This is a genomic window from Turicibacter sanguinis, assembly GCF_013046825.1.
Taxonomy (GTDB): domain Bacteria; phylum Bacillota_I; class Bacilli_A; order MOL361; family Turicibacteraceae; genus Turicibacter; species Turicibacter sanguinis.
This window is the reverse complement of sequence record NZ_CP053187.1, coordinates 2,018,117-2,042,541: the sequence shown is the minus strand read 5'-3', so window position 1 is coordinate 2,042,541 and position 24,425 is coordinate 2,018,117. Positions and strand designations below refer to the sequence as shown.

Below are 24,425 nucleotides of genomic sequence, written 5' to 3'. Positions count from 1 at the left end.
ATCCTTAAATAGTTTCTATTGATTATAGAAGCTATTCTTTTTATAGATTAAAAGGATAGCCAATGGCTATCCTTCTTGTTTGAACGCATGATTAATCGTAAAACTTAGGACATCTTAACTTGATGTGATAACAATTAGAAATTAACCAATTCGCTGACGTTAGCAACAAATGGTTTGTTCTCCATACAGGCCATTATAAAGAGCTAAATTTTTCTCTCCTGCTCACAAAATCCTGTCGTTTCAGCGTCTCCTGAATGAGGTTCCAATCCGATTTTTCATCCAATCATCTCTTTAAGAAACGTGGCACCTTCTTTTCGATTACGAAGAATAATCACGTTTTTATCAGATTGTTCACTTAATAGTTTTAAGTAGCGTTCTCGATTATTTTGGTTAAAGTTCCATACGAATTTTAAAAATTCGAAATCAAGTCTTTCAGGACAATTCCCCCCCATATCAGAACGAGTTTTTCCATAACCTTTGATAACACGTTTTAAAACTCCTAATAAGCACGTCCACCTTGAATAATCTAAGTAAATCACCGTATCACAATATTCTAGACGCATTGGAATCGTTCGATTGTAATTGCCTTCAATAATCCATTCTTCTTTTTGTAACTCTTCTAATAGTAACGAATCAAACGTCTCTTGCGGAACACATTCCCAATTTCCACACCAATTTAACACATCTAGATGAACAAGTGGTAATTTTAGTTTTTTAGCGAGTTGTTTTGATAAGGTTGATTTCCCGCTACCGCAGCATCCAATTACCATAATTTTTTTCATTTTTTCTTCCTCCAAGTAAGTAAAATGATGAAAGTTTCCCCTCATCTCTCATTGAAAATGATCATTCCTTATCCTAATCGCTAATCATTGGTTCTCAAATTAAAACTGCTTCTCATCATATTCCTCTTTTAAAATCGAATAATATTTACAGTCGACGAGTTGTCCTGCTTGATTTTTTGAAATTTTACGAAGTGTTCCTTCATAGGTAAGACCGCATTTTTCCATCACGCGTCCAGAAGCCGGATTTAACACATCATGACGCGCAGTTAGACGAGCAAAGCCAATCTCTTCAAACGCTAGTTTAATTAAGCCATTAAAAGCTTCAGTTACAATCCCCTGATTCCAATAATCACGACTAATACAATATCCCACTTCAGCATTTTCATCATGATTATTAATATTGAATAAACTCAAACTTCCAATCACTTCACCTGTTTTCTTTAACTCGATTGCCCATTGATAGTAGTCCTTATTTTTATACCCCTCTACCCACATCTGTAAAATGGTCTTCGTTACGAAAATATCGCTATGCGTTGGCCACGTTAAATATTTTGTGACTTCATCGTCTGATGCCCAGTTTTGATACATCATAGACGCATCGCTGATCTTGAATGGTCTTAAGATTAACCTTGGTGTTTCAATCACTTTTGTTCCTGTATGATTTAACATTCTATCCCTCCTCTGATTTTCCTTATTATACCATATAAGTTATCCACACACATTATTAAAACACGATAATTCCCATTCTCAAAAGACTTATTGCCGTCATTTAATGGAAATGATATTTGATTCGTAAATGAAAGCTAAGATCTTCTTTTAATGGGACTTTTCTTTGATAAATGCGATGAATCATGCTAAGTTCGTAACTCTGACTCCTTGATACCTCATAAAACAGAATCATTTGTTCAGCTTTTCAATCTTTTAACTTCACTCCATAGAAGTAAGATTCACGTTTCATATTTTTGGGTAACTAATGGATATTATTTTCGAATCACTATAACCCCCATTTTTAACCAACTGAAAAGAAGTACCTCCCTCATCAAATGCTTTAATTTCATCCTAACAGTCTATGCTTTTGAAGTAGGCCTTAAATCTCATTCTGAATAAATTCCACCCTTAAAGTTATCCATACCTATTATAAAATAAACAAAAAAACACCTCTAGGAAAGAGATGTCTGCTTAAAATCATTCATATGAGAGAGGGTCTATGATTCGACAATCTAACGATTCTTTCTAGTTAAGATTAGCGTCCACTTAATTAACAATTTTCATCGTCATGTTCATATTTCATGACATAAAACTCCCCGAGTCCTAAGTAGGTTTCTTGTTTCTTTTTCTCAATAATCTTAAAATTTTGTGACTGGTAGCATCTAATGGCACGTTCATTCCAAGTTCGTACCTCAAGTAAAAGTGGCAAATTAGCATGGCGCTTTTGGCTCTCCTTAATGGCGTACGCAATGATATCTCGTCCAAAACCTTGATTACAATAATCAGGGTGCACGCCCATGCCAAAGAACACATGATCCTCTTCACAAAGTAAGTTAATAAAACCGATGAGCTCACCCTCCTCCTGCGAAAATCCTAAGAAACGTTGGCGTTTCACTGCATCGCAAAGTGCGTAGTTTTGCGCCTTCATCTCATCCCAAGTTGGTAAATTATAAAGAGCATACTTTCCCTCATATCGCCAACTTGCAATCACTTTTGCTTGATCTTCTGTTAAAGCATGAGTCATTAGTTTCATTTTTTCTCTCCTTTTTCATTGAATTATTCTCTCTTTTTAGAAAAAGACGGCTTTCATAAACTCGCATTCTAGCAGGTTGAGTTCATCCATTTTTTCTAATGTCTTATGTTTTTCATAACTTACCTATCTGACATTAATCTCATAGCCATCCTCTTGAAACCTCAACCTCGTATCATGCGTCTGATTACTTTTAATATAACCACTCGCACCGACATTTACATCATACTTTTGATGTGAATGATCATAGAAAATCAAATCAGTATCAATCTCTTTAAATAACCCATCTAACGCCTGTGGTGAGTTATCCTTCTCAATGGCTTTAAAGGTTCCATCTTCTTACATAGCATCATGCATGAGGGCAACTTTTTAATACTCCCATAATGACCTGTAGTGCTGGCAGGTTTCTATGGCAATCAGATAGAACGACAAAATTCATGTTTCCCCTCCATTTATTTTACTTTTCTATTTTTATTCAGAAACGATTCAAATTATAACCGATATTTCGAAGTAAGCCTTCTCATATTTTACTTCTTTTCGTTCATGTTTTAAGACTTTACCCTCAAATAGCATTATCATCTAACTTGCCAATTCCATAACCTGTTACGATTCATTTATCCACAGCTATTATGACTGAGAATAAAAAAATAAGACCGGTAAAAGAACGGTCTTATTTCACACTAAAAGCATTTTGATAGGCTGGCATTTGACGAACTTGTACCAGTTCGTCATCCTTTTCCATATATTCTAATAAGCTTGGGCTCAGTTGATTAGCAATGATTAAATCTTCAAGTGCTGCTTCTTTGTTTTCCATTAACGCATAGCAACAAGCACGATTATAATATAAAACGGATACATTTGGATTATATTGAATCCCTTCTGTATAAATTTTAATACTTTCTAAATAGTCATGATATTCTTCTTTATATAAAATAGCTAAATTTAAATAGGTAAACGAATACTCAGGATTACTTTGCAGCGACTTACGGTAATAGCGAATCGATTCTTTGACTTGATTTAACTTACGACAAACGACTCCTAAATTAAATAATGCCGTGTAATCTGTTGGATCAAGACTATAGGCTTTATAAAAATAATGGTAAGCTTTTAAGTTTTGATTTTGAGCTTCATAAATACATCCCAGATTAATATAGGCATAAAAATAGTTTGGATCAAGTTCTAGTGTCTTTTCATAATGATAAATCGCTTTTTCAATTTCATCTGTTTCGTCATAAATGTTAGCTAAGAAAAAATGTGCTGCTTCGTATTCTGGATCAAGCTCGATTGTTTTTTGATAATAATAAATTGCTTTTTCATACTCTTCATCATCATCATAGATCGTAGCGATTCCATAATAAGAGGTTGGAAATTCACTGTCGATTTTAATCATCTCATAAAATAATTCAAGTGCTTTCTTACGATCATCGATTTCATCATATAAAAATGCTAAGTCTAACATTAAATCTAAATCTTCTGTCCCAAATGATGTATGGTAGGCATTATTAAAATGCTCTAATGCTTTCAAAACATTTCCTAATTCTAAATAATGCGAAGCCACCGCTTTTTGATTTAGATAATATTGATAATTTTCCTGCATTAGACCCCCTACCTTTCTTTTCTATCGTTTAAAGCTTTCTTTGACTAATACTTTACCACTTTGAACTTCATGATAGCTCAGTTCAAATGAAGTCTCACTAATCTCTAGTAAGGCATATGTTTTTTCTTTTGTATTTCTTGGTAAGACAACACTTCCAGGATTCATAAATAAAATGCCGTCTACCATTTCTGCCCCGATGCAATGAGAATGACCATAACATACGATGTTAGCATCCAATTCTCGTGCACGATAATAAAGTCTTGTTAATGAATATTTAACGTCGTATAGATGCCCGTGCGTTATGAATAAACGAGCACCAAGTGTAAGAGGTTCGATGCGTTCTTTTAATAAGTTTTTATCAAAATCACAGTTTCCTAAAACACTCAGATATTCGTTTAATAACGGATGATTTGCAGGTAACTGCGAATCTCCACAGTGAATAAGTAGGTCAGCGTCTAAAAGGTGGCGCTCACGTATTAATGATAAAGCGTTTGTATCGCCATGGCTATCACTTACAATGACAAGTAACATATCCGTCTCCTACATTAAATCCATTAAGACATTTTCTAACTTCTTGAAGGCATCCGCACGATGACTTAAGACGTTTTTTTCGCTTTTTGGAATCTCGGCCATTGTTTTTTGGATGGATGGTAGATAGAAGATTGGATCGTATCCAAACCCTTCGTTTCCTTGGCGATGTGTTAAAATTTGACCTTCACACTCTCCTCGAACGACGTATTCTTCACCATTTTCTGTGACAAGAGCAAGGGCACAAACGAAACGGGCACTACGATTTTTTTCTTCTATCCCTTCAAGCTCTGTTAAGACTTTATCAATGTTTTTGGCGTCATCACGATCTTCTCCAGCATAACGAGCACTATAAACACCTGGGCGTTTATTTAAGGCATCAACTTCTAGCCCTGAGTCATCTGCAATGACTAATTTTTTATATTTTTTTGCTATTTCACGCGCTTTGATTAAGGCGTTTTCTTCAAATGTCTCACCATTTTCCTCGATTTCAGTGACGTCACCTAAATCGAGTAATGATTTAACTTGAATGTTATAACGATTGAAAATATGTTCAAATTCTTTTGCTTTTCCACTGTTTTGTGTCGCAATGATGACTTCTTTCATGTTTTAGTCTCCTATTAACCGATTTGTTTTTGAGCTTCAATTAATTGTTTAATTCCTTGGCTTGCAACGTCAAGCATTTGTAATAACTCAGCATGTGAGTACGTCGCCTCTTCACCTGTTCCTTGGATTTCAACAAATTGTCCGCTCTCAGTCATGATCACATTCATATCGACTTCTGCACTTGAATCTTCTTCGTAGTCTAAGTCTAAAATGACTTCACCATCTTTGATTCCAACTGAGATTGCCGCTAAATGTTCTTTAAGAGGAGATTCTTTTAAAACACCTTCTGCTACTAATTTATCGAAAGCTAATTTCATTGCCACAACTGATCCTGTAATAGACGCTGTACGTGTTCCACCATCTGCTTGAATCACATCACAGTCAATCCAAATCGTACGTTCACCTAGTTTTTCTAAATCAACAGCGGCACGTAAAGAACGACCGATTAAACGTTGAATTTCCATCGTACGACCTGATAATTTTCCACGAGCTGATTCTCGAACATTACGTGTATTCGTCGCGCGTGGTAACATAGAGTACTCAGCTGTAATCCAACCTTTTCCCTGTCCTCGCATAAAAGGGGGTAATTTATTTTCAATCGTTGCAGTGCAAATCACTTTTGTGTTTCCAACTGAAATTAAAACAGCTCCTTCTGGATGCATAATATAATTTGGAATGAATTCGACGGGTCTTAGTTCATTATTTTTACGTTCATTAGTTCTCATGTTTTATCACCTGCTTGTTGTTTTGAAACTGTCTTATTCATTATAACATATTCTATTTTGATATGGCGTCATTTACAGGTTCAAAAATATTACGACTTGTTGGAATAGCAACTGAACGTAAAGTATCATCAACAATTTTTGAGTTTCCATCGATTAAAACTGAGACAGCTTCAATTCCATCGAATTCTGTTAAGGTCATGACTAACTGTTCATGCATTAAAGAAGAAACAACGGTTTGGTTATTGTCATAGTATAAATCTGAACTAAAGTTAAGCGTAATGACTCCATTTTCAATCACTGGTTCTGTCATTAATGTCGTTTGGTTATCAAAGACGCTGATATACTCACCCCCCACTGATCCTTGGATTAATGAGTCGATGGCATAATTCACTGGATCTACGCTACTAGGGATTAATCGTGTGACTGGAACAAGTAATCCGTTTTGAGTGTCGTCTGTCATGAAATATAGCGTCACTAGTTGTGTGTTATCTAAATTATTCGTATCCATTTCTAGGTTTATTCCCATTTGGCGAGTCAGACCACGTTCAACAGCTAGGGTTCCATTTAGATTGGAAACGGGTTGTCCATCAATTTCAAATTTAACACGATCTACACCTTCAAGGCTAGTAAAGCTCCAGACTAAAGATTCAACAACTTGTTGCTCTTGACTAGCATCATAGTTAAGGAATTCTTTTGATAAATCTAACGTTAAGGTTCCATCGTTTAGGGTATAGTCATTTAGCACAGTCATCGGTGAAATCAAAGATGTCGTTTTAAGTGGTAATTGATTTGATTTAATGGTTAATAAATCGAATACCGCTTGAACTTGATCTGTTTCTTCCCCTTTTTCAACATATGTTTTAACCATGTACCCTGAATCATGAAGAGCGTAAACTTCGTAACAGTCTTCACTGATTTCACTTGTTTGTAATGTACTTTGTTGATTCGTAATGTTTTGAACTAAGTTTTTGGTCGCTGGGTCTTCTCCACTTTTTGTTAAGTAATAGACGAATGCCATGGCTAAGACTGGTAGTGTCAATTTTTTCAACCAATTCGTTTTCATTGCTTTCACCTCGCTTGAATTTATATCTAACTATATGAGGGTATAAAAAAAAAGATAACCATTCTATCCATCAAACCAATGAGTCGTGAATACTTGTCATTTCCTCATTTGTTTTGATAAAAAGTTATCTTTTTTGAACTAACCTAAGCGATTATTCATGATATTTTGATAGTTTTCCTTAAATGGATACTGCTCATTCGCCAAAATAATCGATTTAAACTTATAAAAAATATTATGTAAAACTAAAGCATCGACAATCGCATCATGAATTTGCGTCCCAGTTAAAATTTCATAACTTCGAATGGCATTATATAGCCCAATATCTTGCCCGATTTGGTAATATTGTCGATGAATGCGTTGTAGGTCGATTAATTGATTGGTCTCAAATAAAGGTTTTACTCCATTAATCACATATGAGTTTTCCAAAATAAATCCATCAGAAACACCCCATACAATAAATAATGGGTTATATCGTGCAATGACTTCTTTAATGTAACCATAAAACTCTAAATAAGTAATGCCATATGCGACAGATGCATCTGTAATTTTTAAAAATTCTTGTGTTTTACCTGAAATTTGTGGGAAGATTGTTGGTTTTACATACGCTGAGAATTTTTCCACGAGATTTCCCTCGGCATCGGCTATGATTAATCCAAATTGAATAATTTCCGGTATGAATTTAGTTCCACGATATTCAGGTCCACTCATTGAAAATTCTAAATCTAAAAAGGCATAAAAAGGGGAGTCCATTAATAAATTAATGGTCTGTCTCAATTCATTTTTGACTTGTTGAGGATTCGCCATCTTTTTACGTGGATCACTTTTGATTCCTGTAATCACAAAATAAGATGCTTTTCCCAGTTTAAATTCGGTTGGATTATAAGAAAAATGCATAAAATCCCCTGGTTTAAAGTGACGTTTCACCAGTTCTAAGTATCGATGTGGCACGTAAAAATGTAAAAGTTGTCCATCGGTGTGCAAAGAAATTCGAGGAATTGATAAATTCATCGACTGAATTTTTCCTTTTAACTCTTTGGTTTTTTGAACGACTAATTCAAGATGATTAATCATTCCCGTTTGGTTTAAGCTATACTGAACGGTTTGTCCAATCATTGAGTTGGTCACATGTAATTTATTTTCATAAGAAAAACACGTTTCATTAATCCATATTTTATAGTCATTCATATTTATTTTTAAAATAACTCCGGTATGTCCGAGCATGATTACCACTTCCATCAAACAAATTCATCATCTTAGAAAAATATGATATTGTTATCACTTAGCGTGATTTCTCTATTCCCTTTTATTATAATACACTTTTTGGCTTTAATCTACTCGCGTTCAAACCTTTTTAAAGGAAGTGAATGATAATCCATCTATTTTAGTGGTAATGAAAATCACCACCAGTAGCTGGTGGTGATTTTTTATAACTCAATGACACCCAATTTCAAAAGCTCAATAATGGCCTGTGAGCGTCCTTTGACATTTAATTTTAGAATAACATTTGAGATATGATTTCTAACTGTTTTTTCACTGATTTTCAATTCTTCAGCAATTTCACTTGTTGTCATATTTCTAACAAGTAAATTGAAAATTTCTTGTTCACGTTTAGTTAAAATTGACTGACCTTTGTTCAACCTTTCTACCCCCATTCTTTTGAGGTAGTCATTATCCTCGAGCGATACGGCTCTTAAGTGAGCCTGTATCTAGTATATCTTATGTTTTTGTAGGGGAATAGTGATATAAATTGAGTGGTCCAAGTGACTATTTTTTCTGTATTTCTTCGGCGATAAACGTCTTAATTCTACGGATGACTTCAGCAGGAAAGCCAAGTTTTAAATACTCTTGTTCATCTGCTTCGACCATTCGTTCAAGTGTTCCAAAATTTTGAATTAATAATCGTTTACGTTTCGGCCCAACACCTGGAATTTCATCTAAAATAGACGTTAGCGTTCGCTTTTGAGCCGACTGATGATGAAATCCAATGACAAAGCGATGGACTTCATCTTGAATACGCGTTAAAAGTTGGAAGACATTTGAACGTGTCGGAAGTTTTATTTCTTCCATATCACGCCCATCTAGTAAGAATGATGTTCTATGTTTCTCATCTTTAACCAGTCCAACGACGGGGATGGTCATATTTAAGGAAGAGAGAACCTCTTGTGCAATAGCCACTTGTCCCTTTCCACCATCAATAACAATTAAATCTGGGGCTGGCAAATCTTCATTTAATACTTTAAAATAACGGCGATAAATGACTTCTCGCATTGCTTGATAGTCATCTCCATCCGATGTTGTTTGAATTTTATATTTTCGGTATTGTTTTTTATCCGGGCGTCCATCTGTAAACACAACCATCGCTGAGACGGCATCCATCCCCTGATGATGGGAGTTATCGAATGCTTCAATTCGATGTGGTGTTGGAATATTTAACACTTCTCCTAACCGTTCAACTGCTTTTAAGGTTCTCTCTTCTTGTTTTTCAATTAATTGGAGTTTTTCACTTAATGCCATTTCAGCATTTTTCATGGCTAGTTCAACTAATTCTTTTTTATCACCAATTTTTGGAACAATGACTTTGATATCTAATAATTGACTTAATAACTCTTGATTGAGTGTTGCTGGAATAAAAATTTCTTTCGGTTTTAAATTATTGCCTTGATAAAAGCGACCGATAAACGTTAAAACAGCTTCCTCTGTATCTTCAATGCCATCAAAAATAGACACTTCACGTTCAATGACCTTTCCTTGACGAATGAAGAAAACTTGGACACAAATTAATCCATTCATCGTATAATATCCAAACACATCTCGATCAATAAAATCATTCATCGTCATTTTTTGTTTCTCAACGGTCGCTTCAATGTTCGCGATTAAATCTCGGTATTCTTTCGCTCGCTCAAATTCTAACTTTTCAGCTGCTTCTTCCATTCGACTCACTAAATCTTTTTTAACATCGGAATAATCACCTTTTAAAAAACGTGTAATTTGTTCAATATACGGTTTGTAGTCTTCTGGTGTTATCTTAAATTCACAAGGTGCTAAACATTGATGAATATGATAATATAAACAAACCTTTTGAGGAATCGTATGGCATTTTCGTAACGGATATAATTTATTTAATAACCGAATGGTTTCATTCGCGGCACGAGCATTGGGATATGGACCAAAGTATTTACCTCCATCTTTTTTAATTTTACGGGTTGTCACTAGGCGAGGATGGACCTCGTTTGTAATTTTAATATACGGATAATGTTTATCGTCCGTCAACATGATATTGTACTTTGGATCATATTTTTTAATCAGATTGATTTCAAGAACTAGGGCTTCGAGTTCACTAGAGGTAATAATGTATTCAAAATCGACAATTTCACGAACTAATCGTGCTGTCTTCCCATTATGAGTTCCAATAAAATAAGATTTAACGCGATTTTTTAAACGTTTCGCTTTTCCAACATAGATGACTTGTCCTTTGGCGTCTTTCATCAAATAACAACCAGGATTCATCGGAAGGATGGCTAACTTATCTTTAATTAATTGATTCATTCAGGTCCCACCTTTTAATTCTACTAAAAAATCCTAGGATTTCGATAGTTTTTATACTAACAAAGATTCTAGGATTAGTCTATCTTGAAATAGAGATATAATTCATAAATAAATTAAGAGTCTTAGTTGCTAAATCTTTTTGGTAATAGGGTCCCACCACACGATTTATTTCCATCTTTGGTGGGGTGACATTGTATAGGGGATACCTGCCTACGAAGTGCTATCCTCAACCAATAGGGGCATAAACTAAACATTGTCTAAGTTTGAAAAACTTAGTTGGACTTATATCTCCGAATATGTTAATGATTATTTCAAATTATAAGCTAAAAACGGACGTTCTTCATTTTCATTTACTAATTTATAAATCACTTGATTTCCTTTTAAAATCTTTTTAATGGATTGATAGATTTTAATTTTATATTCCTTTCGTCCTTGTTCATCTTGAGCAATATCATAATAAAGCTTCAATTGATTGTTCTCAAAGATTAATTCGTATAAATCAATGTTATGTTGAGAATGGACAATCGCAATCGTCATTTCATCATCGATTTCTCGTCGTATATTTTTATAAAATTCTTCTAGTCTTGCTAAGTTAATAATGGTATCACCTTGCTGAATGACATCTCCAGCTTCTGTTCCGACTACTATATCATATGATGATACCGTGATAGCAGATGAATCAAATTCTCCATTTATAAAGAACCAACTAAATCCTGCTAAAATGATACTAATACAAATCCCCATAATTATTTTTTTCGCCATTTTTTCTCACCTATTTTGTCAGTTATCATGTTATTTTATCATTTTTTCGATGTCGAAAACAAGGGAATCTTAAGTTTTAAACTATAAAAAAGGTGCCTTCTAAAAGAAGGCACCTTTTCATGACTACATTTTACCTTGACGACGTAACTCATTTAACATCGTGTCAATTTTATTACCATATTCAATTGATTCATCAATTTCAAAAATCAATTCAGGCACTTTACGGATTGATAATCGTTTACTTAATTCTGAGCGGATAAATCCTTTTGAGCGAATTAATGCTTTAGTCGCAGCTTCACGACGATTTTCTCCACCAAGGACTGAATAGTAAATTTTACAGAATGATAAGTCATTAGTCACTTCTGCTCCTGTAACTGTTACAAATCCTATTTTTGTATCTTTAATCTCGTTCATGATGATATCAGTTACATCACGTTCGATTTGTTTTGAAATTTTCTGCACTCTAATGCGTGACATCCAAATCACCCTTTTTATCTAAAATACAATGACTAAGCGCGTTTTACTTCTTCCATAACGTAAGCTTCGATGATATCTCCTTCTTTGATATCATTGAAACGGTCGATTGTAATTCCACACTCGTAACCGTAGTTAACTTCTTTAACTTCATCTTTGAAACGTTTTAATGATCCTAATTCACCTTCAAAAACAACAATTCCATCACGGATAACACGTACGCTTGCGTTACGAGATACCGATCCATCCGTTACATAACATCCTGCAATTGTTCCAACTTTTGAAACTTTGAATGTTTGACGAACTTCTAACTGTCCTGTTACTTTTTCTTCGAATACTGGATCTAAAAGACCTTTCATTGCTGCTTCGATTTCATCAATTACTTTATAAATAATTGAATGTAAGCGAATATCTACTCCTTCAGCTGCCGCTTGTTGGCGAGTTGCTGCTGATGGACGAACGTTAAATCCAATAATGATTGCTCCTGAAGCTGATGCTAATGTTACATCTGTTTCAGTAATTGTTCCAACTGATGCACGAATAATGTTAATTTTTGCACCTTCTACATCAATTTTTTGTAATGAACCGCTTAATGCTTCAACTGAACCTTGAACGTCACCTTTGATGATTAAGTTTAATTCTTTTAACTCACCCTCTTGAATTTGAGAGAATAAATCATCTAATGAAACAGCCTTACCAGCTTTGTTTCCAAGTTCACGAGCATTAGCTGTACGTTGTTCTGCAATTTGGCGGGCTTCTTTTTCACTTGGGAATACCATGAAGCGATCTCCAGCTTGTGGCACATCATTTAATCCGGTAATTTCAACTGGAGTTGATGGTCCCGCTGCTTCAATACGTTTATTTAAATCATCTACCATCGCACGAACACGTCCATGAGTGTTACCTACAACGATTGAATCTCCAATACGTAATGTTCCATTTTCAACTAATAATGTTGCAACTGGTCCACGACCTTTATCAAGTTTCGCTTCGATTACAGTACCTGTCGCTAAACGTTTTGGATTCGCTTTTAACTCAGCCATTTCAGATACTAAGTTAATCATTTCAAGTAATTCATCAATTCCTTCACCTTGTAATGCTGAAAGACGAACGAAGATGGTATCTCCTCCCCACTCCTCAGCAAGTAAGTTGAAGTTTGTTAATTCTTGCATTACGCGATCTGGGTTCGCTGTTGGTTTATCCATTTTATTAACCGCAACGATAATTGGAACTCCAGCTGCTTTTGCATGATCGATTGCTTCTTTTGTTTGAGGCATCACCCCATCATCTGCTGCGACAACAAGAACACAGATATCTGTAACTTGTGCTCCACGAGCACGCATTGAAGTGAAGGCAGCATGTCCTGGTGTATCTAAGAATGTAATCACATTTCCATTATGATTTACTTGGTATGCACCGATATGTTGTGTGATTCCTCCAGCTTCTCCAGTTACAACACGCGAGTTACGAATCGCATCTAATAAAGTTGTTTTACCGTGGTCAACGTGTCCCATGATTGTCACAACTGGTGGACGTTTTTCTAAATCTTCTTCTGAATCTTCTAAAACGATTTTTTCAAATTCAATCACATCTGTAAAGATTTTATCTTTAACTTCGAATCCAGCTTCTTCAGCTACTAATTCAACTGTTTCACGATCTAATGTTTGGTTAACTGTTGCCATCATTCCAAGCATTAATAATTGTTTTACGATTTCTCCAGTTGATTTTCCAAGACGTTCTGCTAATTCACCTACTGTTAAATCTTCACTATAGTAAACAATGTTTGCTTCAGCATCTTCTTTAACTGGAACGTTTGCGATACGATCGCTTTTTTCATTTTTAATTTTCTTTTGATTTGAACCTTTTTTCTTTTTAGTGATTTTTGGACGGTTAACTTCTAAATAATCATCGTATTTAAATAAATCGTCTGTCTCATTTGTTGTTTCTTTTTCTGTGTTGTTTACATCTTCGATTTTTGAACCTTGTTCGTTTTTAAAATTTTTATCTAGCATCAATATAACATCGTCTCCTAACACTGACATATGACTTTTTACTGAGATGTTGTTTTCTTCTAAAACTTGCAACACCTCTTTACTTGAAACATTAAATTGTTTTGCATATTCGTGAACCCTCATTATGTCACCTCTCTCTTATGCATTCATTTTCTTACTTAATGCTTTTGCAAAGTTGGGATTGGTAATTCCGACAACTTTTCGGAATTCCTTTCCTAAGGCATGACCTAATTCTAAGCTGTCGGCTTTTTGCACACATTCAACATTATAAAAGCGACATTTATCCGTTACTTTTTTAAACGTATTAGCTGACGTATCTTCAGCTAAGATAACTAAATGCACTTTTTTAGCTTGAATTGCCTGCACTACCATTTGTTCACCTGTGATAACCGCTCCTGCACTTAATGCTAAGCCAAGAAAACTTAACCACTGTTGATTCATTCACATCACCTATTTCATTTGCTTCCCTGCTAATTGCTCTAATTCTTCATAGATAGTCTCTGGGACTTCAACTTCTAAATGACGACTTAAAACATTTTTCTTTTTAGCTAAAGCGACAACTTCAGGTGTTAAATGAAGATAAACACCACGTCCATTTTTCTTTCCAGTTGGATCAACTGACACTTCGCCATCGGTTCCACGAACCACACGAATTAAATCTTTTTTCGGTTGTTGTTCACCTGTAATGACACACTTACGCATAGGGATTTTCTTTTGTTTCATTGAGCGACCTCCTTGCGCGATTTAGAATTATAATTCAATACCTAAATTATCTGCTTCTGATTCAGGTTTGATATCAATTTTCCATCCTGTTAATTGAGCAGCTAAACGAGCATTTTGTCCACGCTTACCAATTGCTAATGATAATTGGTTATCTGGAACAAGGACAACTGTTGCTTTTTTTGCTTCATCCACGACAACTTTTGACACTTGAGCTGGACTTAAAGCATTTGCCACTAATACAGCTGGATCTTTAGAGAATTGAATGATATCAATTTTCTCACCGTTTAACTCGTCTACAATGTTTTGAACACGTTGTCCTGATGGACCTACACATGCTCCTACTGGATCGACATTTTCATCTTCTGAAGCCACACAGATTTTTGTACGATCTCCAGCATCACGTGCAACAGACATAATTTCAACTGTTCCATCATAGATTTCTGGGACTTCTAATTCAAATAAGCGTTTAATTAAGTTTGGATCTTTACGTGATACATATACCACAGGTCCTTTATTTTTTGACTCAATTTTACTAATGTACACTTTAATACGAGAATTTGGTTTGATTTCATCTGGATTCATAATTTCACGTATTGGAAGTAATGCCTCAATTTTTCCTAAGTCTACAAAAACATGTTTCCCATCATCTTTTACAACAATTCCAGTTACAATTTCACCTTCACGATCTTTGAACTCTTGGAATAAGTTATCACGTTCTGCTTGACGAATACGTTGTTTCACGACTTGTTTAGCTGTTTGAGTCGCGATACGTCCAAAATCTTTAGGAGTTACTTCGAAGTTGATGATATCCCCTTCTTGATAGTGTGGATTTAATCGCATTGCTTCATCTAAGCTAATTTGTTCTTGTGGTCTTGTCACTTCTTCAACCACTGTTTTTTGTTGATATAATTTCACTGTTCCAGTGACTTCGTTAATCTCAACTTTAACATTTGTCGCTTGATTAAAATTCTTTTTATAAGCACTGATTAATGCATGCTCAAATGCCTCAATAATAATATCCTTAGAAATACCTTTTTCTTTTTCAAGTAATTCTAGAGCAGCAAAAAACTCTTTCGTATTCATCCTTTTTTATCCTCCTTAAAATTTAATCGCAAGACGAACCTTCGCAGCTTTATCATAAGGTATTTCAACTACCTTTTTACGTGTTTTCACTAAAACTTCAAGAGTTAAAATATCCTCTTCAAATTTTATTAGATGTCCTTCAAACTCTTTTTGTCCATCAATTGCTTTATACGTCTTTACATTAATATACGCACCAATTGATTCAGCAACGGCTTCTTTTGTTTTTAAAGGACGTTCAGCGCCTGGTGATGAAACCTCTAACATGTACTCATCTTCAATATAATCATGTTGATCTAGTTTCTCGCTTAGTGCTTCTGCTACATCAGCACATTGATCGATGTCGATTCCTTCTGGTGTATCAACATACACGCGCAAAAAGAAGTTTTGACCTTCTTTTACATACTCAACATCAACTAATTCAACATTATTAGCTTCACAAATTGGTTTAACTAATTCTTCTGTTTTTGCAACGATATTTGACATTAGAATTTCACCGCTTTCAAACATTTTGACCATAATACAAAAGAGTGGGAAGCCCCACTCTTACACGCAATACTATGTGAAAATATTGTAACACAATTTATATCGAGAGTAAAGTATATGATGAATAATTGTGTTGTTCACTATTTAGTATGGGAAACATTCACCCTTATTATTGACGAAAACGATACATTATAATACTTCCAGCAATCGAAACATTCAAAGATTCAATATTTTCACTCATTTCAATAAAAATATTTCCATCTGTCAAACTTAATAACTCTTTTGAAACGCCACTTCCTTCATTTCCAAGAATGAAAGCCATTTTCATCGTTTCTTCTATTTCATTTAAAGGACGACCATTTTGAAGACTCGTTCCATAAATTCGAACCCCTTGTTCTTTTAATGATGTCACAGCTTCTTCTAAGTTTTGATTCAAAATAGGTAATTTAAAAATGGCACCTTGCGTTGAACGAATCACTTTCTCATTATATAAATCAACGCATCCATCTCCAAGAATGACTCCATCAAATCCAAATGCGACCGCACTTCTTAGTAATGTTCCTAAGTTGCCTGGATCTTGCACTCGATCAAGTAATAGCAAACGATGTTGGTTTTTAATGTTCATTGTTTTCATTTCACAGACAGCCATGATCGGTTGGGGTGTTTCGGTTGAAGCAATTTGGTCGAATAAATTTTCTTTTAAAAGATAAATATTTGAAACGGCATGATAATCTTCGTTTAAATGAAGAGTTGTTCCTTCTTTAACTAAGACTTCTTTCACGACATTCATTTTAATAGCTTCTAAAACTAAGTGTTCCCCTTCGACAATGTACTCAAGAGATTGGTATCGATATTTTTTTTGTTGTAGTTTCGCCCATTTTTTAAATTTAGGGTTATTATTTGATTCAATTAACATCTCATCACCTATTATATTGATTGTTTATTTAATTCGTCTTCTTTACTATACACTATTTTTGAATCTTACAACTGATTTTTTTAAAAAAATATTTATTTAAGTGTATTATTTTGTCGAATCTGCACAAATTATGATTGTCAGGAGGTGACAATCATGGCAAACCGTAATAAATTAGTGGTTCCTGGTGCTCAAGCTGCAATTGATAACATGAAAGCTGAGATTGCTAGTGAATTAGGTGTGACTTTAGGGGCTGATGCTACAGCTCGTCAAAACGGTTCAGTTGGTGGTGAAATCACTAAACGTTTAGTGAAACAAGCTCAATCACAACTTGGATCAAGCTATACTAACCAAAAATAGTTATGAATTTAATTTAAAGGTTTTGTTATTCAACTTCAATTGTCATTAAAGTTACAATTGATATCTATCGGGAGGTGCCCCCTATGGCTACTCGTAATAAATTAATCGTTCCTGGTGCTCAAGAAGCCGTGGATCAAATGAAATACGAAATTGCTAAAGAACTTGGTGTTAACTTTGGACGTACTGCAACAGCTCAAGAAAATGGAGCTGTTGGCGGTGAGATTACAAAACGTTTAATTGCCCAAGCTAAACAAAACTTAAAATAACCGGATTTAAATTTAGTTTTAAAGAAAAAGAAACAGAAGTATCATTCAAGATTACCATTACAGGAGGTTATTAATATGTCAAGTCGTAATAAATTAGTGGTTCCTGGTGCTCAAGCTGCTCTTGATCAAATGAAATATGAGATTGCTCGCGAATTTGGTGTCGAATTAGGTGCTGATACATCTTCACGTCTTAACGGTTCAGTCGGTGGTGAAATTACGAAACGTTTAGTTGCAATGGCACAGCAACAAATGAGTGGAACTTCACAAAAATAACGATTGGGCCAACGTTATTTTCTTTACTACTAAGCTTCTAAAAAATATGAATAAATTTCCATCGATAGATTCGTATGAATTTGTCGATGGATGGATATTATATTTATTGTCAGGAGGTGAACAACATGACAAACAATTCAAACAACTCATCAAACAAATTAGTTGTCCCATCAGCACAAGCTGCTATCGATCAAATGAAATATGAGATTGCTAGTGAACAAGGTGTTACTTTAGGAGCTGATGCTACAGCTCGTCAAAACGGATCTGTTGGTGGTGAAATCACTAAACGTTTAGTGAAACAAGCTCAATCACAATTAGGTGCTTCTCAAAACCAACAATAATTAAACTAGGTATACTGTTTCATGTCAAAGCGTCAAGGTCCGTTTTATCAAACAAGACTGTGAGGTCATAACATGAACGATATTCCGCCAACTTATTTAAATATCACGTCAAATTCTAATTAAACGTGAGGGATCAAGATGAATGCAAATCCGCCAAAGTTTTGATAAAATTATTACCGTGAAAAACACGAAAGATCCAGTGTCACAAACTCTTAAAGAAATGTGAGGGATCAAGGATGGAATCTAATCCACCAACGTTTTTGGAGTTGAATTTTCTTTAATTAGAAATTCTTGATTATGCACTTACTGTTACTCAATGTTTTGCAGTTTTTGTAGAATGTGAGGATGATGTTATGTTAGCTAATCCGCCAAAGTTTTAAGTTGTTATCACGATTTTATTATCAAAAATGCGAGGGATAAAACATGAAATCCAATCCGCCAACTTTAACAATTGATTCTAATAGACACTAAATCATCATAAATGAGGTGTTTCCGTTGTACTGATTAAGCACTAATTTGTTATAAATGTGGTGTTTGCTTCTGTACTATAAAACGCTAAATGAGCGTAATTGAGGTGTTTCCATTGTACCGTTTATTCACTGATTTATTATAAATGATGTGGTTGTGTATGATTTAACACTATAACGTAAATGAGGTGTTTCCGTTGTACTGGTTTAGCACTAGTTTGTTATAAATCTCGTGTATCAGTTAACTTTTGTTCAAACACTAAGTGATATGTTAAATGAGGTGTTTCCATTGAATCGATTTGTTACAATTAAATAAGTGATAAAGTAGCACTTCGGTGCTACTTTTTTAATTCTTAAGAATTTCTTAATTTAATGACTCAGACACGTTTCTAGCTACTCTTTATGATAAAATATAAAACAGATGAAATGGTAAGTTTTATTATTTTATCCATTATTTTTATTATAAAGGGGAGAACTATACATGGATTTTTTATTTCGTGCTTGGAAACAAAATATTCGTAAGCCGATGAAATCATTAATGATTTTTTTAGTTATGTTTGTCATTTCCAATCTCATCGTAACAGGAATTTTTATTCTTAAAGGGACTGAGAAGGCAACCAATGCAACACTTAGTCAAATGACTCCTATCATTTATTACACTCAAGATTATGATAGATATTGGCGTGCTCAAGAGCTTGGATTTGTTGACTCGGAAACAGATCCCATGCCAAACATTTCGCTCGAGACTGCCCTTGAAATTGGTCGTTCAAACGATGTGGAAGCTTTTGATTTAAGTACACAATCAACTGCTTTAATTCGTTCAATTAAGGCATACAAAGATCCTAATAGCCAAGGCGGGGGAAATTGGATTACAAGTACTGATTCAGAAGGAAATACTGAAACGTTCCAAGAACCAGATTACTATGAAATGTTAGGATCAAGTTCTAGTGAATTTAAAGTAGCCAGTGGAACGATTGAAATTGTAGATGGACGTGGAATTAATGAAGATGATGTCGCTAATAGCAATTATGTGCTAGTTATTGAAGAAAACCTTGCTAAAGCAAATAATTTATCTGTTGGAGATACGCTCCCTGTCGATTTCAAAATGGTTTGGGATGCTGAAGAAGCAGCACTTCCAAGTACAACTGAAAATGATTTTGAAATTGTTGGAATTTATCGAAATTTAAGTGCAGCCGACCAAAATGACACATGGATGACAGAACGTGTGGCGACTCAAATTTATGTGCCTTATAATGTCGCTTATGAGTTAAGTTTTGAAGTACAAAAGGAATCAATTCAAGAAAGTATTGCCCAGGGGTATTGGACACAAGAAGAAGCAGACGAATATTTAGAGCAATATAGTGAAGTTCAACCGAATACCATCGGTTATTTATTAAAAGATCCTCTAAAAGTGCGTGATTTTATCGAAGATAATACACGCTTATTACCTTCTGAATATCATGTTTTAAAAGTTGGGAATTCAACGTATGATTCAATTGCTAAATCAATTGATAGCATGACTCAAACGTCAAATTTAATTATTTACATTGTGTTTGGAGCTGGAATTTTAATCTTAAGTTTAATTACTTCATTAACGTTAAAAAGCCGTGAATATGAAATTGGGGTTCTATTATCTCTTGGTGAAAGTAAACTTAAAGTCATTGGTCAATTAATGAGCGAGTTATTAATTATTGCCTTAGTAGCCTTTAGCTTATCAATTGTTTCTGGTAATTTTATCGCTAAATACTACGGACAACAACTATTACAAACCCAAATGGAAAGCGCGATGACGCAATCAAATAATTTTAATATTTATGTTCCTGAGCAAATGTATAGTAACGAAAGCTCAACATTACAATATACTGACTTCGTCACAAGCTTTAATATTGAACTCGATCCAATTGTTTATCTTGAATTAATGGCCTATGGACTTCTAGTTGTTGCTGTTAGTACCTTTATTCCGATTATCTTCATCATGCGATATAATCCAAAAACTATTTTAACCATTCGATAAAGCGAGGTGCCTTATAATGTCTATCTTAGAGTTAAGAAATCTTTCTCATGCTTATGTTGACGGTGATATTCGCCGTATTGTCCTTGAAGATGTCAATTGTACGTTTGAACGTGGACAGTTTTATTCTATTTTAGGTCCATCTGGATCTGGAAAATCAACGTTACTCTCAATTGCAGCGGGACTTGACGATATCCAACAAGGCCAAGTGATTGTAGACGGAAAACCGATTCAAGAAATTGGTTTTGTGAAATATCGTCGTAATCATATGGCAATCGTATTCCAGTCTTTCAACTTGATTCCTTATTTAACAGCTGTTGAAAATGTTGAAATGGCGATGAAAATTACAGATAATGAAATGCCTAAAAATAAACGTGAAATAGCCTTAGGATTTTTAGAGAAACTTGGTATTTCAAAAATCAAAGCTCATAAATTTATTAAACAACTTTCTGGGGGAGAACAACAACGTGTCGCAATTGCTCGTGCGCTTGTTACCGGAGCTGATCTGATTTTTGCCGATGAACCGACTGGAAACTTAGATTCTCAAACAGAAGCAGAAATCTGTGACTTATTCCGTGTTTTAGCTCATCAATTTAATAAATGTATCATTGTTGTCACTCACTCTGACCGTGTCGCGCAGCATAGTGATGTTATTTATCGTATTGAAGACGGTAAAGTTGTCGTTGCGAATCAATAATAAAATTTAAAAAATCCCTTGATTTATCTTTTAAGGGATTTTTTTATGCGAAGAAAACTTTTTCTATTCTAAAATTTTAATTTAGTCCTTATTTCTGTTTTAGTAAAGGACTATTTTTAAGATCATAAAAAACTCCCTCGTGTGCGTGAGGGAGTTTTTTTATTAATACTTTAATTATTTTGCTTCACCGTAGAAAGCATTTAAATATAATTGTTTGATATCTTCGATTAATGGGTAGCGTGGGTTAGCCCCTGTACATTGATCATCAAATGCATCTACTGCTAATTTATCTACTGCTGCTAAGAAATCAGCTTCTGATACGCCACATTCAGAGATACTCATTGGAATATTGATTTCAGCTTTTAATTCATTGATTTTATTTAATAATGCTTGAATTTTCTCTTCATTTGTACGTCCTGTTAATCCACAGTACTCAGCAGCTTTTGCATAACGTTCGATGGCTTGAGGAGTTTCGTATTGAGGGAATGTTCCTTGTTTGAATGGTGCATCTGTTGCATTGTATTTAATAACTTCGTTGATTAATAAAGCATTTGCAATACCATGAGGAATATGGAATGCTGATCCTAATTTATGAGCCATTGAGTGACATAATCCTAACATTGCATTAGAGAATGCCATACCTGCCATACATGATGCATTAGCCATTTTCTCTTTCGCTACTTTAGCTTCTGCCCCACCATGGTAAGATTCTGGTAAGTAATCGAATACTAATTTAGCTGATTCTAATGATAATGGAATTGTGTATTCAGTTGCTACTGTTGCTACTAATGATTCTAAGGCATGAGTTAAAACGTCGATACCTGAAGCAGCACATAATCCTTTTGGCATTGATAACATTAACACTGGGTCAACAATCGCCATTGTTGGTGTTAATTCGTAGTCAGCTAATGGGTATTTTACTCCTGTTTCATCATCAGTGATAACAGCGAATGGCGTTACCTCAGAACCTGTACCAGCTGAAGTTGCGATACATACTAAGCTAGCTTTTTTACCCATTTGGGGGAAGCGGAAGATACGTTTACGAACGTCCATGAAACGCATTGCTAAGTCTTGGAAGTTTGTTTCTGGGTGTTCATATAATACCCACATGATTTTAGCTGCATCCATTGCAGATCCTCCACCTAATGCAATGATTGTATCAGGTTTGAATTCAGCCATGGCTTGAGCACCTTTTTTAGCATCTGATAATAATGGATCTGGATGTACATCTGTACAAATTGTATATTGAATTCCGTATTTATCTAATTCATCTGTTACATGTTTTGTATATCCTAAATCGAATAATACTTTATCTGTTACGATGAATGCACGTTTTTTACCATCAAATTTTAAATCTTCTAATGCGATTGGTAAGCATCCAAATTTATAGTAAACTTTTGCAGGCACTTTGAACCAAAGCATATTCTCTCTCCTTTTAGCAATTGTTTTAATATTAATTAAGTGTTTAGGTCCAACGTTTTCTGATACTGAGTTATTTCCCCAAGACCCGCAACCTAATGTTAATGATGGTGCTAAAGCGAAGTTGAATAAATCTCCAATTCCTCCGTGTGCAGTTGGTTGGTTGATTAAGAATGTTGTTGTACGCATACGAGATGCCATTGCTTGAATGTCAGCTTCTGCACGTAACTCATCTGCATAAATGGCTGATGTATGTCCTAATCCACTGTGTTCTACTAATGTATAGGCCATTTCAACTGCCTGTTCATGGTTAGTTGATTTGTACATTGCTAATACAACTGATAATTTTTCATGAGCGAATGGCTCTTCTAATGAAGTATCCGTTACTTCACCTACTAATACTTTAGTATCTTTAGGGACTTCAAATCCTGCTAATTCAGCGATTTTCCATGCAGGTTGTCCTACAATTTTAGCATTTAATGCTCCGTTAACAATGATTGTTTCACGAACAGCATCTAATTGTTTTTTATTTAATAATAAAGCTCCACGTTTTTTAAGTTCAGCTTTAACATTTTCATAAATTGATTCATCAACGATGATTGATTGTTCTGACGCACAGATTACTCCATAATCAAATGTTTTTGATAATAATAATGAGTTAACTGCCATTGGAACATTACATGTTTTGTGGAAAATAACTGGTGTATTTCCTGCCCCTACCCCGATTGCTGGTGTTCCTGAAGAATAAGCTGATTTAACCATTCCTGGCCCACCTGTTGCTAAAATTAAATCTACTTCTTTCATAACTGTATTTGTTAACTCGATACTTGGTTCGTCAATCCATGCAATTAATCCTTTTGGTGCTCCAGCTGCTTCGATTGTTTCACGAATTACTTTTGCTGTATAGTTTGTACAGTTTTTAGCACGTGGATGCGCAGAGATAACGATTGCATTACGAGTTTTAATAGCCATTAAACATTTGAAACATGCAGTTGATGTTGGGTTTGTTGTTGGAATAACCGCCCCAATTACTCCTACAGGTTCTGCAACTTTTTGGATACCGAATGATAAATCTTCAGATAAAACTCCACAAGTTTTTTCATCACGATATTTATTGTAAATATATTCAGAAGCATAGTGGTTTTTAATCACTTTATCTTCAACTAATCCCATTCCAGTTTCTTCAACTGCCATTTGAGCTAACGGAATACGTAAATTATTGATTGCCATTGCTGCTTTATAGAATAATTCATCTACTTGCTCTTGCGTAAATTTAGCAAATTCTCTTTGTGCTGCGCGTACTGTTTCAAGAGTTGACATTAATTCATCTACATTTGTAATTTTATTAGTCATTCCGACTCCTCCTCAAGATTGTGAATACATTCACTTACTTACAGTTGTAATTATATTACATTGTGAATTATTTGTCTAATGAAAACGTAGTGAAAGCGTTTATTATTTCACAAAATAGTAATTTTTAGTTCAAAAAACGCTTTTTGTAACTGTTTTTATGGAATATTATTGAAAAATTAGTCTAAAAAAACCATTTAAAGTCT

26 protein-coding genes are annotated in these 24,425 nt (G+C 34.6%); 6 read left to right on the top strand and 20 right to left on the bottom strand.

Annotation, left to right across the window (positions count from 1 at the left end; genetic code table 11):
- Positions 1-275: 275 nt before the first annotated feature.
- From HLK68_RS09825 to HLK68_RS09735, 19 genes are all read right to left on the bottom strand, one after another.
- Complete coding sequence (locus tag HLK68_RS09825; protein WP_006783221.1) at positions 276-782, bottom strand: P-loop NTPase family protein; 507 nt, start codon at positions 780-782, stop codon at positions 276-278.
- A 99-nt stretch (positions 783-881) separates the two neighbouring features.
- Entirely contained in the window at positions 882-1,451 is a 570-nt protein-coding gene (locus HLK68_RS09820) for a GNAT family N-acetyltransferase (protein WP_006783222.1), read from the bottom strand.
- 589 nt (positions 1,452-2,040) lie between these two features.
- The gene (locus HLK68_RS09815) at positions 2,041-2,523 is read right to left on the bottom strand and encodes a GNAT family N-acetyltransferase (protein ID WP_006783223.1); all 483 of its coding nucleotides are present in this window, start codon (positions 2,521-2,523) and stop codon (positions 2,041-2,043) included.
- A gap of 667 nt (positions 2,524-3,190) precedes the next feature.
- Positions 3,191-4,117, bottom strand: coding sequence for a tetratricopeptide repeat protein (locus HLK68_RS09810; protein ID WP_006783224.1), 927 nt, complete (start codon positions 4,115-4,117; stop codon positions 3,191-3,193).
- Between the two features lie 21 nt (positions 4,118-4,138).
- Positions 4,139-4,648 carry a metallophosphoesterase gene (locus tag HLK68_RS09805; RefSeq protein WP_006783225.1) on the bottom strand — a complete coding sequence of 170 codons (510 nt, stop codon included), beginning with the start codon at positions 4,646-4,648 and terminating at the stop codon, positions 4,139-4,141.
- Positions 4,649-4,657: 9 nt separating this feature from the next.
- A complete protein-coding gene (locus HLK68_RS09800; RefSeq protein WP_006783226.1) occupies positions 4,658-5,251 on the bottom strand; it encodes an XTP/dITP diphosphatase in 594 nt (197 codons plus the stop codon).
- A 14-nt stretch (positions 5,252-5,265) separates the two neighbouring features.
- Positions 5,266-5,976 carry a ribonuclease PH gene (rph, locus tag HLK68_RS09795; RefSeq protein ID WP_006783227.1) on the bottom strand — a complete coding sequence of 237 codons (711 nt, stop codon included), beginning with the start codon at positions 5,974-5,976 and terminating at the stop codon, positions 5,266-5,268.
- A 52-nt stretch (positions 5,977-6,028) separates the two neighbouring features.
- Positions 6,029-7,039, bottom strand: coding sequence for a GerMN domain-containing protein (locus HLK68_RS09790; RefSeq protein WP_006783228.1), 1,011 nt, complete (start codon positions 7,037-7,039; stop codon positions 6,029-6,031).
- A 138-nt stretch (positions 7,040-7,177) separates the two neighbouring features.
- The gene (locus HLK68_RS09785) at positions 7,178-8,275 is read right to left on the bottom strand and encodes an exonuclease domain-containing protein (protein WP_006783229.1); all 1,098 of its coding nucleotides are present in this window, start codon (positions 8,273-8,275) and stop codon (positions 7,178-7,180) included.
- A 188-nt stretch (positions 8,276-8,463) separates the two neighbouring features.
- Positions 8,464-8,676 carry a helix-turn-helix domain-containing protein gene (locus HLK68_RS09780; protein ID WP_006783230.1) on the bottom strand — a complete coding sequence of 71 codons (213 nt, stop codon included), beginning with the start codon at positions 8,674-8,676 and terminating at the stop codon, positions 8,464-8,466.
- 127 nt (positions 8,677-8,803) lie between these two features.
- On the bottom strand, positions 8,804-10,585 hold the full coding sequence (gene uvrC, locus HLK68_RS09775) for an excinuclease ABC subunit UvrC (RefSeq protein ID WP_006783231.1): 1,782 nt from the start codon (positions 10,583-10,585) through the stop codon (positions 8,804-8,806).
- Positions 10,586-10,891: 306 nt separating this feature from the next.
- Positions 10,892-11,347, bottom strand: a complete 456-nt coding sequence (locus HLK68_RS09770; protein WP_009606220.1) for a DUF4362 domain-containing protein — start codon at positions 11,345-11,347, stop codon at positions 10,892-10,894.
- A 123-nt stretch (positions 11,348-11,470) separates the two neighbouring features.
- Positions 11,471-11,824: a 30S ribosome-binding factor RbfA gene (gene rbfA, locus HLK68_RS09765; protein ID WP_006783233.1), complete on the bottom strand. Its 354-nt coding sequence runs from the start codon at positions 11,822-11,824 to the stop codon at positions 11,471-11,473.
- A 32-nt stretch (positions 11,825-11,856) separates the two neighbouring features.
- Positions 11,857-13,956 (bottom strand): translation initiation factor IF-2, encoded by a 2,100-nt coding sequence (infB, locus tag HLK68_RS09760; protein ID WP_006783234.1) that lies wholly within the window; start codon positions 13,954-13,956, stop codon positions 11,857-11,859.
- 15 nt (positions 13,957-13,971) lie between these two features.
- Positions 13,972-14,274, bottom strand: coding sequence for a L7Ae/L30e/S12e/Gadd45 family ribosomal protein (locus HLK68_RS09755; protein ID WP_006783235.1), 303 nt, complete (start codon positions 14,272-14,274; stop codon positions 13,972-13,974).
- Positions 14,275-14,283: 9 nt separating this feature from the next.
- The gene (gene rnpM / locus HLK68_RS09750) at positions 14,284-14,556 is read right to left on the bottom strand and encodes an RNase P modulator RnpM (protein ID WP_006783236.1); all 273 of its coding nucleotides are present in this window, start codon (positions 14,554-14,556) and stop codon (positions 14,284-14,286) included.
- A gap of 27 nt (positions 14,557-14,583) precedes the next feature.
- The gene (gene nusA / locus HLK68_RS09745) at positions 14,584-15,639 is read right to left on the bottom strand and encodes a transcription termination factor NusA (protein WP_006783237.1); all 1,056 of its coding nucleotides are present in this window, start codon (positions 15,637-15,639) and stop codon (positions 14,584-14,586) included.
- A gap of 15 nt (positions 15,640-15,654) precedes the next feature.
- Complete coding sequence (rimP, locus tag HLK68_RS09740) at positions 15,655-16,122, bottom strand: ribosome maturation factor RimP (protein WP_006783238.1); 468 nt, start codon at positions 16,120-16,122, stop codon at positions 15,655-15,657.
- A 169-nt stretch (positions 16,123-16,291) separates the two neighbouring features.
- Positions 16,292-17,038, bottom strand: coding sequence for a TrmH family RNA methyltransferase (locus HLK68_RS09735; protein ID WP_132942671.1), 747 nt, complete (start codon positions 17,036-17,038; stop codon positions 16,292-16,294).
- Between the two features lie 153 nt (positions 17,039-17,191).
- Between HLK68_RS09735 and HLK68_RS09730 the strand changes: the two genes are divergently transcribed.
- The 6 genes from HLK68_RS09730 (at position 17,192) to HLK68_RS09705 (ending at position 21,450) form a co-directional block, all read left to right on the top strand.
- Positions 17,192-17,395, top strand: coding sequence for an alpha/beta-type small acid-soluble spore protein (locus tag HLK68_RS09730; RefSeq protein ID WP_006783240.1), 204 nt, complete (start codon positions 17,192-17,194; stop codon positions 17,393-17,395).
- Positions 17,396-17,478: 83 nt separating this feature from the next.
- On the top strand, positions 17,479-17,661 hold the full coding sequence (locus HLK68_RS09725; protein ID WP_006783241.1) for an alpha/beta-type small acid-soluble spore protein: 183 nt from the start codon (positions 17,479-17,481) through the stop codon (positions 17,659-17,661).
- Between the two features lie 75 nt (positions 17,662-17,736).
- Complete coding sequence (locus HLK68_RS09720) at positions 17,737-17,934, top strand: alpha/beta-type small acid-soluble spore protein (RefSeq protein ID WP_006783242.1); 198 nt, start codon at positions 17,737-17,739, stop codon at positions 17,932-17,934.
- A gap of 125 nt (positions 17,935-18,059) precedes the next feature.
- Entirely contained in the window at positions 18,060-18,275 is a 216-nt protein-coding gene (locus HLK68_RS09715; protein ID WP_006783243.1) for an alpha/beta-type small acid-soluble spore protein, read from the top strand.
- A 948-nt stretch (positions 18,276-19,223) separates the two neighbouring features.
- Entirely contained in the window at positions 19,224-20,756 is a 1,533-nt protein-coding gene (locus HLK68_RS09710; RefSeq protein WP_006783244.1) for an ABC transporter permease, read from the top strand.
- A 16-nt stretch (positions 20,757-20,772) separates the two neighbouring features.
- Positions 20,773-21,450 (top strand): ABC transporter ATP-binding protein, encoded by a 678-nt coding sequence (locus HLK68_RS09705; RefSeq protein ID WP_006783245.1) that lies wholly within the window; start codon positions 20,773-20,775, stop codon positions 21,448-21,450.
- Between the two features lie 174 nt (positions 21,451-21,624).
- Here HLK68_RS09705 and adhE read toward each other — a convergent pair whose 3' ends face one another.
- Positions 21,625-24,222 (bottom strand): bifunctional acetaldehyde-CoA/alcohol dehydrogenase, encoded by a 2,598-nt coding sequence (gene adhE / locus HLK68_RS09700; RefSeq protein ID WP_006783246.1) that lies wholly within the window; start codon positions 24,220-24,222, stop codon positions 21,625-21,627.
- Positions 24,223-24,425: the final 203 nt, after the last annotated feature.

What these genes read in the sequence shown, in the direction of transcription:
- HLK68_RS09810 (WP_006783224.1), bottom strand. Translation starts at nt 4,117, where the DNA reads ATGCAGGAAAATTATCAATATTATCTAAATCAAAAAGCGGTGGCTTCG.
- rimP (WP_006783238.1), bottom strand. Translation starts at nt 16,122, where the DNA reads ATGTCAAATATCGTTGCAAAAACAGAAGAATTAGTTAAACCAATTTGT.
- HLK68_RS09710 (WP_006783244.1), top strand. Translation starts at nt 19,224, where the DNA reads ATGGATTTTTTATTTCGTGCTTGGAAACAAAATATTCGTAAGCCGATG.
- HLK68_RS09715 (WP_006783243.1), top strand. Translation starts at nt 18,060, where the DNA reads ATGACAAACAATTCAAACAACTCATCAAACAAATTAGTTGTCCCATCA.
- HLK68_RS09720 (WP_006783242.1), top strand. Translation starts at nt 17,737, where the DNA reads ATGTCAAGTCGTAATAAATTAGTGGTTCCTGGTGCTCAAGCTGCTCTT.
- HLK68_RS09800 (WP_006783226.1), bottom strand. Translation starts at nt 5,251, where the DNA reads ATGAAAGAAGTCATCATTGCGACACAAAACAGTGGAAAAGCAAAAGAA.
- HLK68_RS09725 (WP_006783241.1), top strand. Translation starts at nt 17,479, where the DNA reads ATGGCTACTCGTAATAAATTAATCGTTCCTGGTGCTCAAGAAGCCGTG.
- HLK68_RS09705 (WP_006783245.1), top strand. Translation starts at nt 20,773, where the DNA reads ATGTCTATCTTAGAGTTAAGAAATCTTTCTCATGCTTATGTTGACGGT.
- HLK68_RS09815 (WP_006783223.1), bottom strand. Translation starts at nt 2,523, where the DNA reads ATGAAACTAATGACTCATGCTTTAACAGAAGATCAAGCAAAAGTGATT.
- rph (WP_006783227.1), bottom strand. Translation starts at nt 5,976, where the DNA reads ATGAGAACTAATGAACGTAAAAATAATGAACTAAGACCCGTCGAATTC.
- HLK68_RS09820 (WP_006783222.1), bottom strand. Translation starts at nt 1,451, where the DNA reads ATGTTAAATCATACAGGAACAAAAGTGATTGAAACACCAAGGTTAATC.
- HLK68_RS09735 (WP_132942671.1), bottom strand. Translation starts at nt 17,038, where the DNA reads ATGTTAATTGAATCAAATAATAACCCTAAATTTAAAAAATGGGCGAAA.
- HLK68_RS09770 (WP_009606220.1), bottom strand. Translation starts at nt 11,347, where the DNA reads ATGGCGAAAAAAATAATTATGGGGATTTGTATTAGTATCATTTTAGCA.
- infB (WP_006783234.1), bottom strand. Translation starts at nt 13,956, where the DNA reads ATGAGGGTTCACGAATATGCAAAACAATTTAATGTTTCAAGTAAAGAG.
- adhE (WP_006783246.1), bottom strand. Translation starts at nt 24,222, where the DNA reads ATGACTAATAAAATTACAAATGTAGATGAATTAATGTCAACTCTTGAA.
- HLK68_RS09825 (WP_006783221.1), bottom strand. Translation starts at nt 782, where the DNA reads ATGAAAAAAATTATGGTAATTGGATGCTGCGGTAGCGGGAAATCAACC.
- HLK68_RS09730 (WP_006783240.1), top strand. Translation starts at nt 17,192, where the DNA reads ATGGCAAACCGTAATAAATTAGTGGTTCCTGGTGCTCAAGCTGCAATT.
- HLK68_RS09785 (WP_006783229.1), bottom strand. Translation starts at nt 8,275, where the DNA reads ATGGAAGTGGTAATCATGCTCGGACATACCGGAGTTATTTTAAAAATA.
- rnpM (WP_006783236.1), bottom strand. Translation starts at nt 14,556, where the DNA reads ATGAAACAAAAGAAAATCCCTATGCGTAAGTGTGTCATTACAGGTGAA.
- HLK68_RS09755 (WP_006783235.1), bottom strand. Translation starts at nt 14,274, where the DNA reads ATGAATCAACAGTGGTTAAGTTTTCTTGGCTTAGCATTAAGTGCAGGA.
- HLK68_RS09790 (WP_006783228.1), bottom strand. Translation starts at nt 7,039, where the DNA reads ATGAAAACGAATTGGTTGAAAAAATTGACACTACCAGTCTTAGCCATG.
- nusA (WP_006783237.1), bottom strand. Translation starts at nt 15,639, where the DNA reads ATGAATACGAAAGAGTTTTTTGCTGCTCTAGAATTACTTGAAAAAGAA.
- uvrC (WP_006783231.1), bottom strand. Translation starts at nt 10,585, where the DNA reads ATGAATCAATTAATTAAAGATAAGTTAGCCATCCTTCCGATGAATCCT.
- HLK68_RS09805 (WP_006783225.1), bottom strand. Translation starts at nt 4,648, where the DNA reads ATGTTACTTGTCATTGTAAGTGATAGCCATGGCGATACAAACGCTTTA.
- rbfA (WP_006783233.1), bottom strand. Translation starts at nt 11,824, where the DNA reads ATGTCACGCATTAGAGTGCAGAAAATTTCAAAACAAATCGAACGTGAT.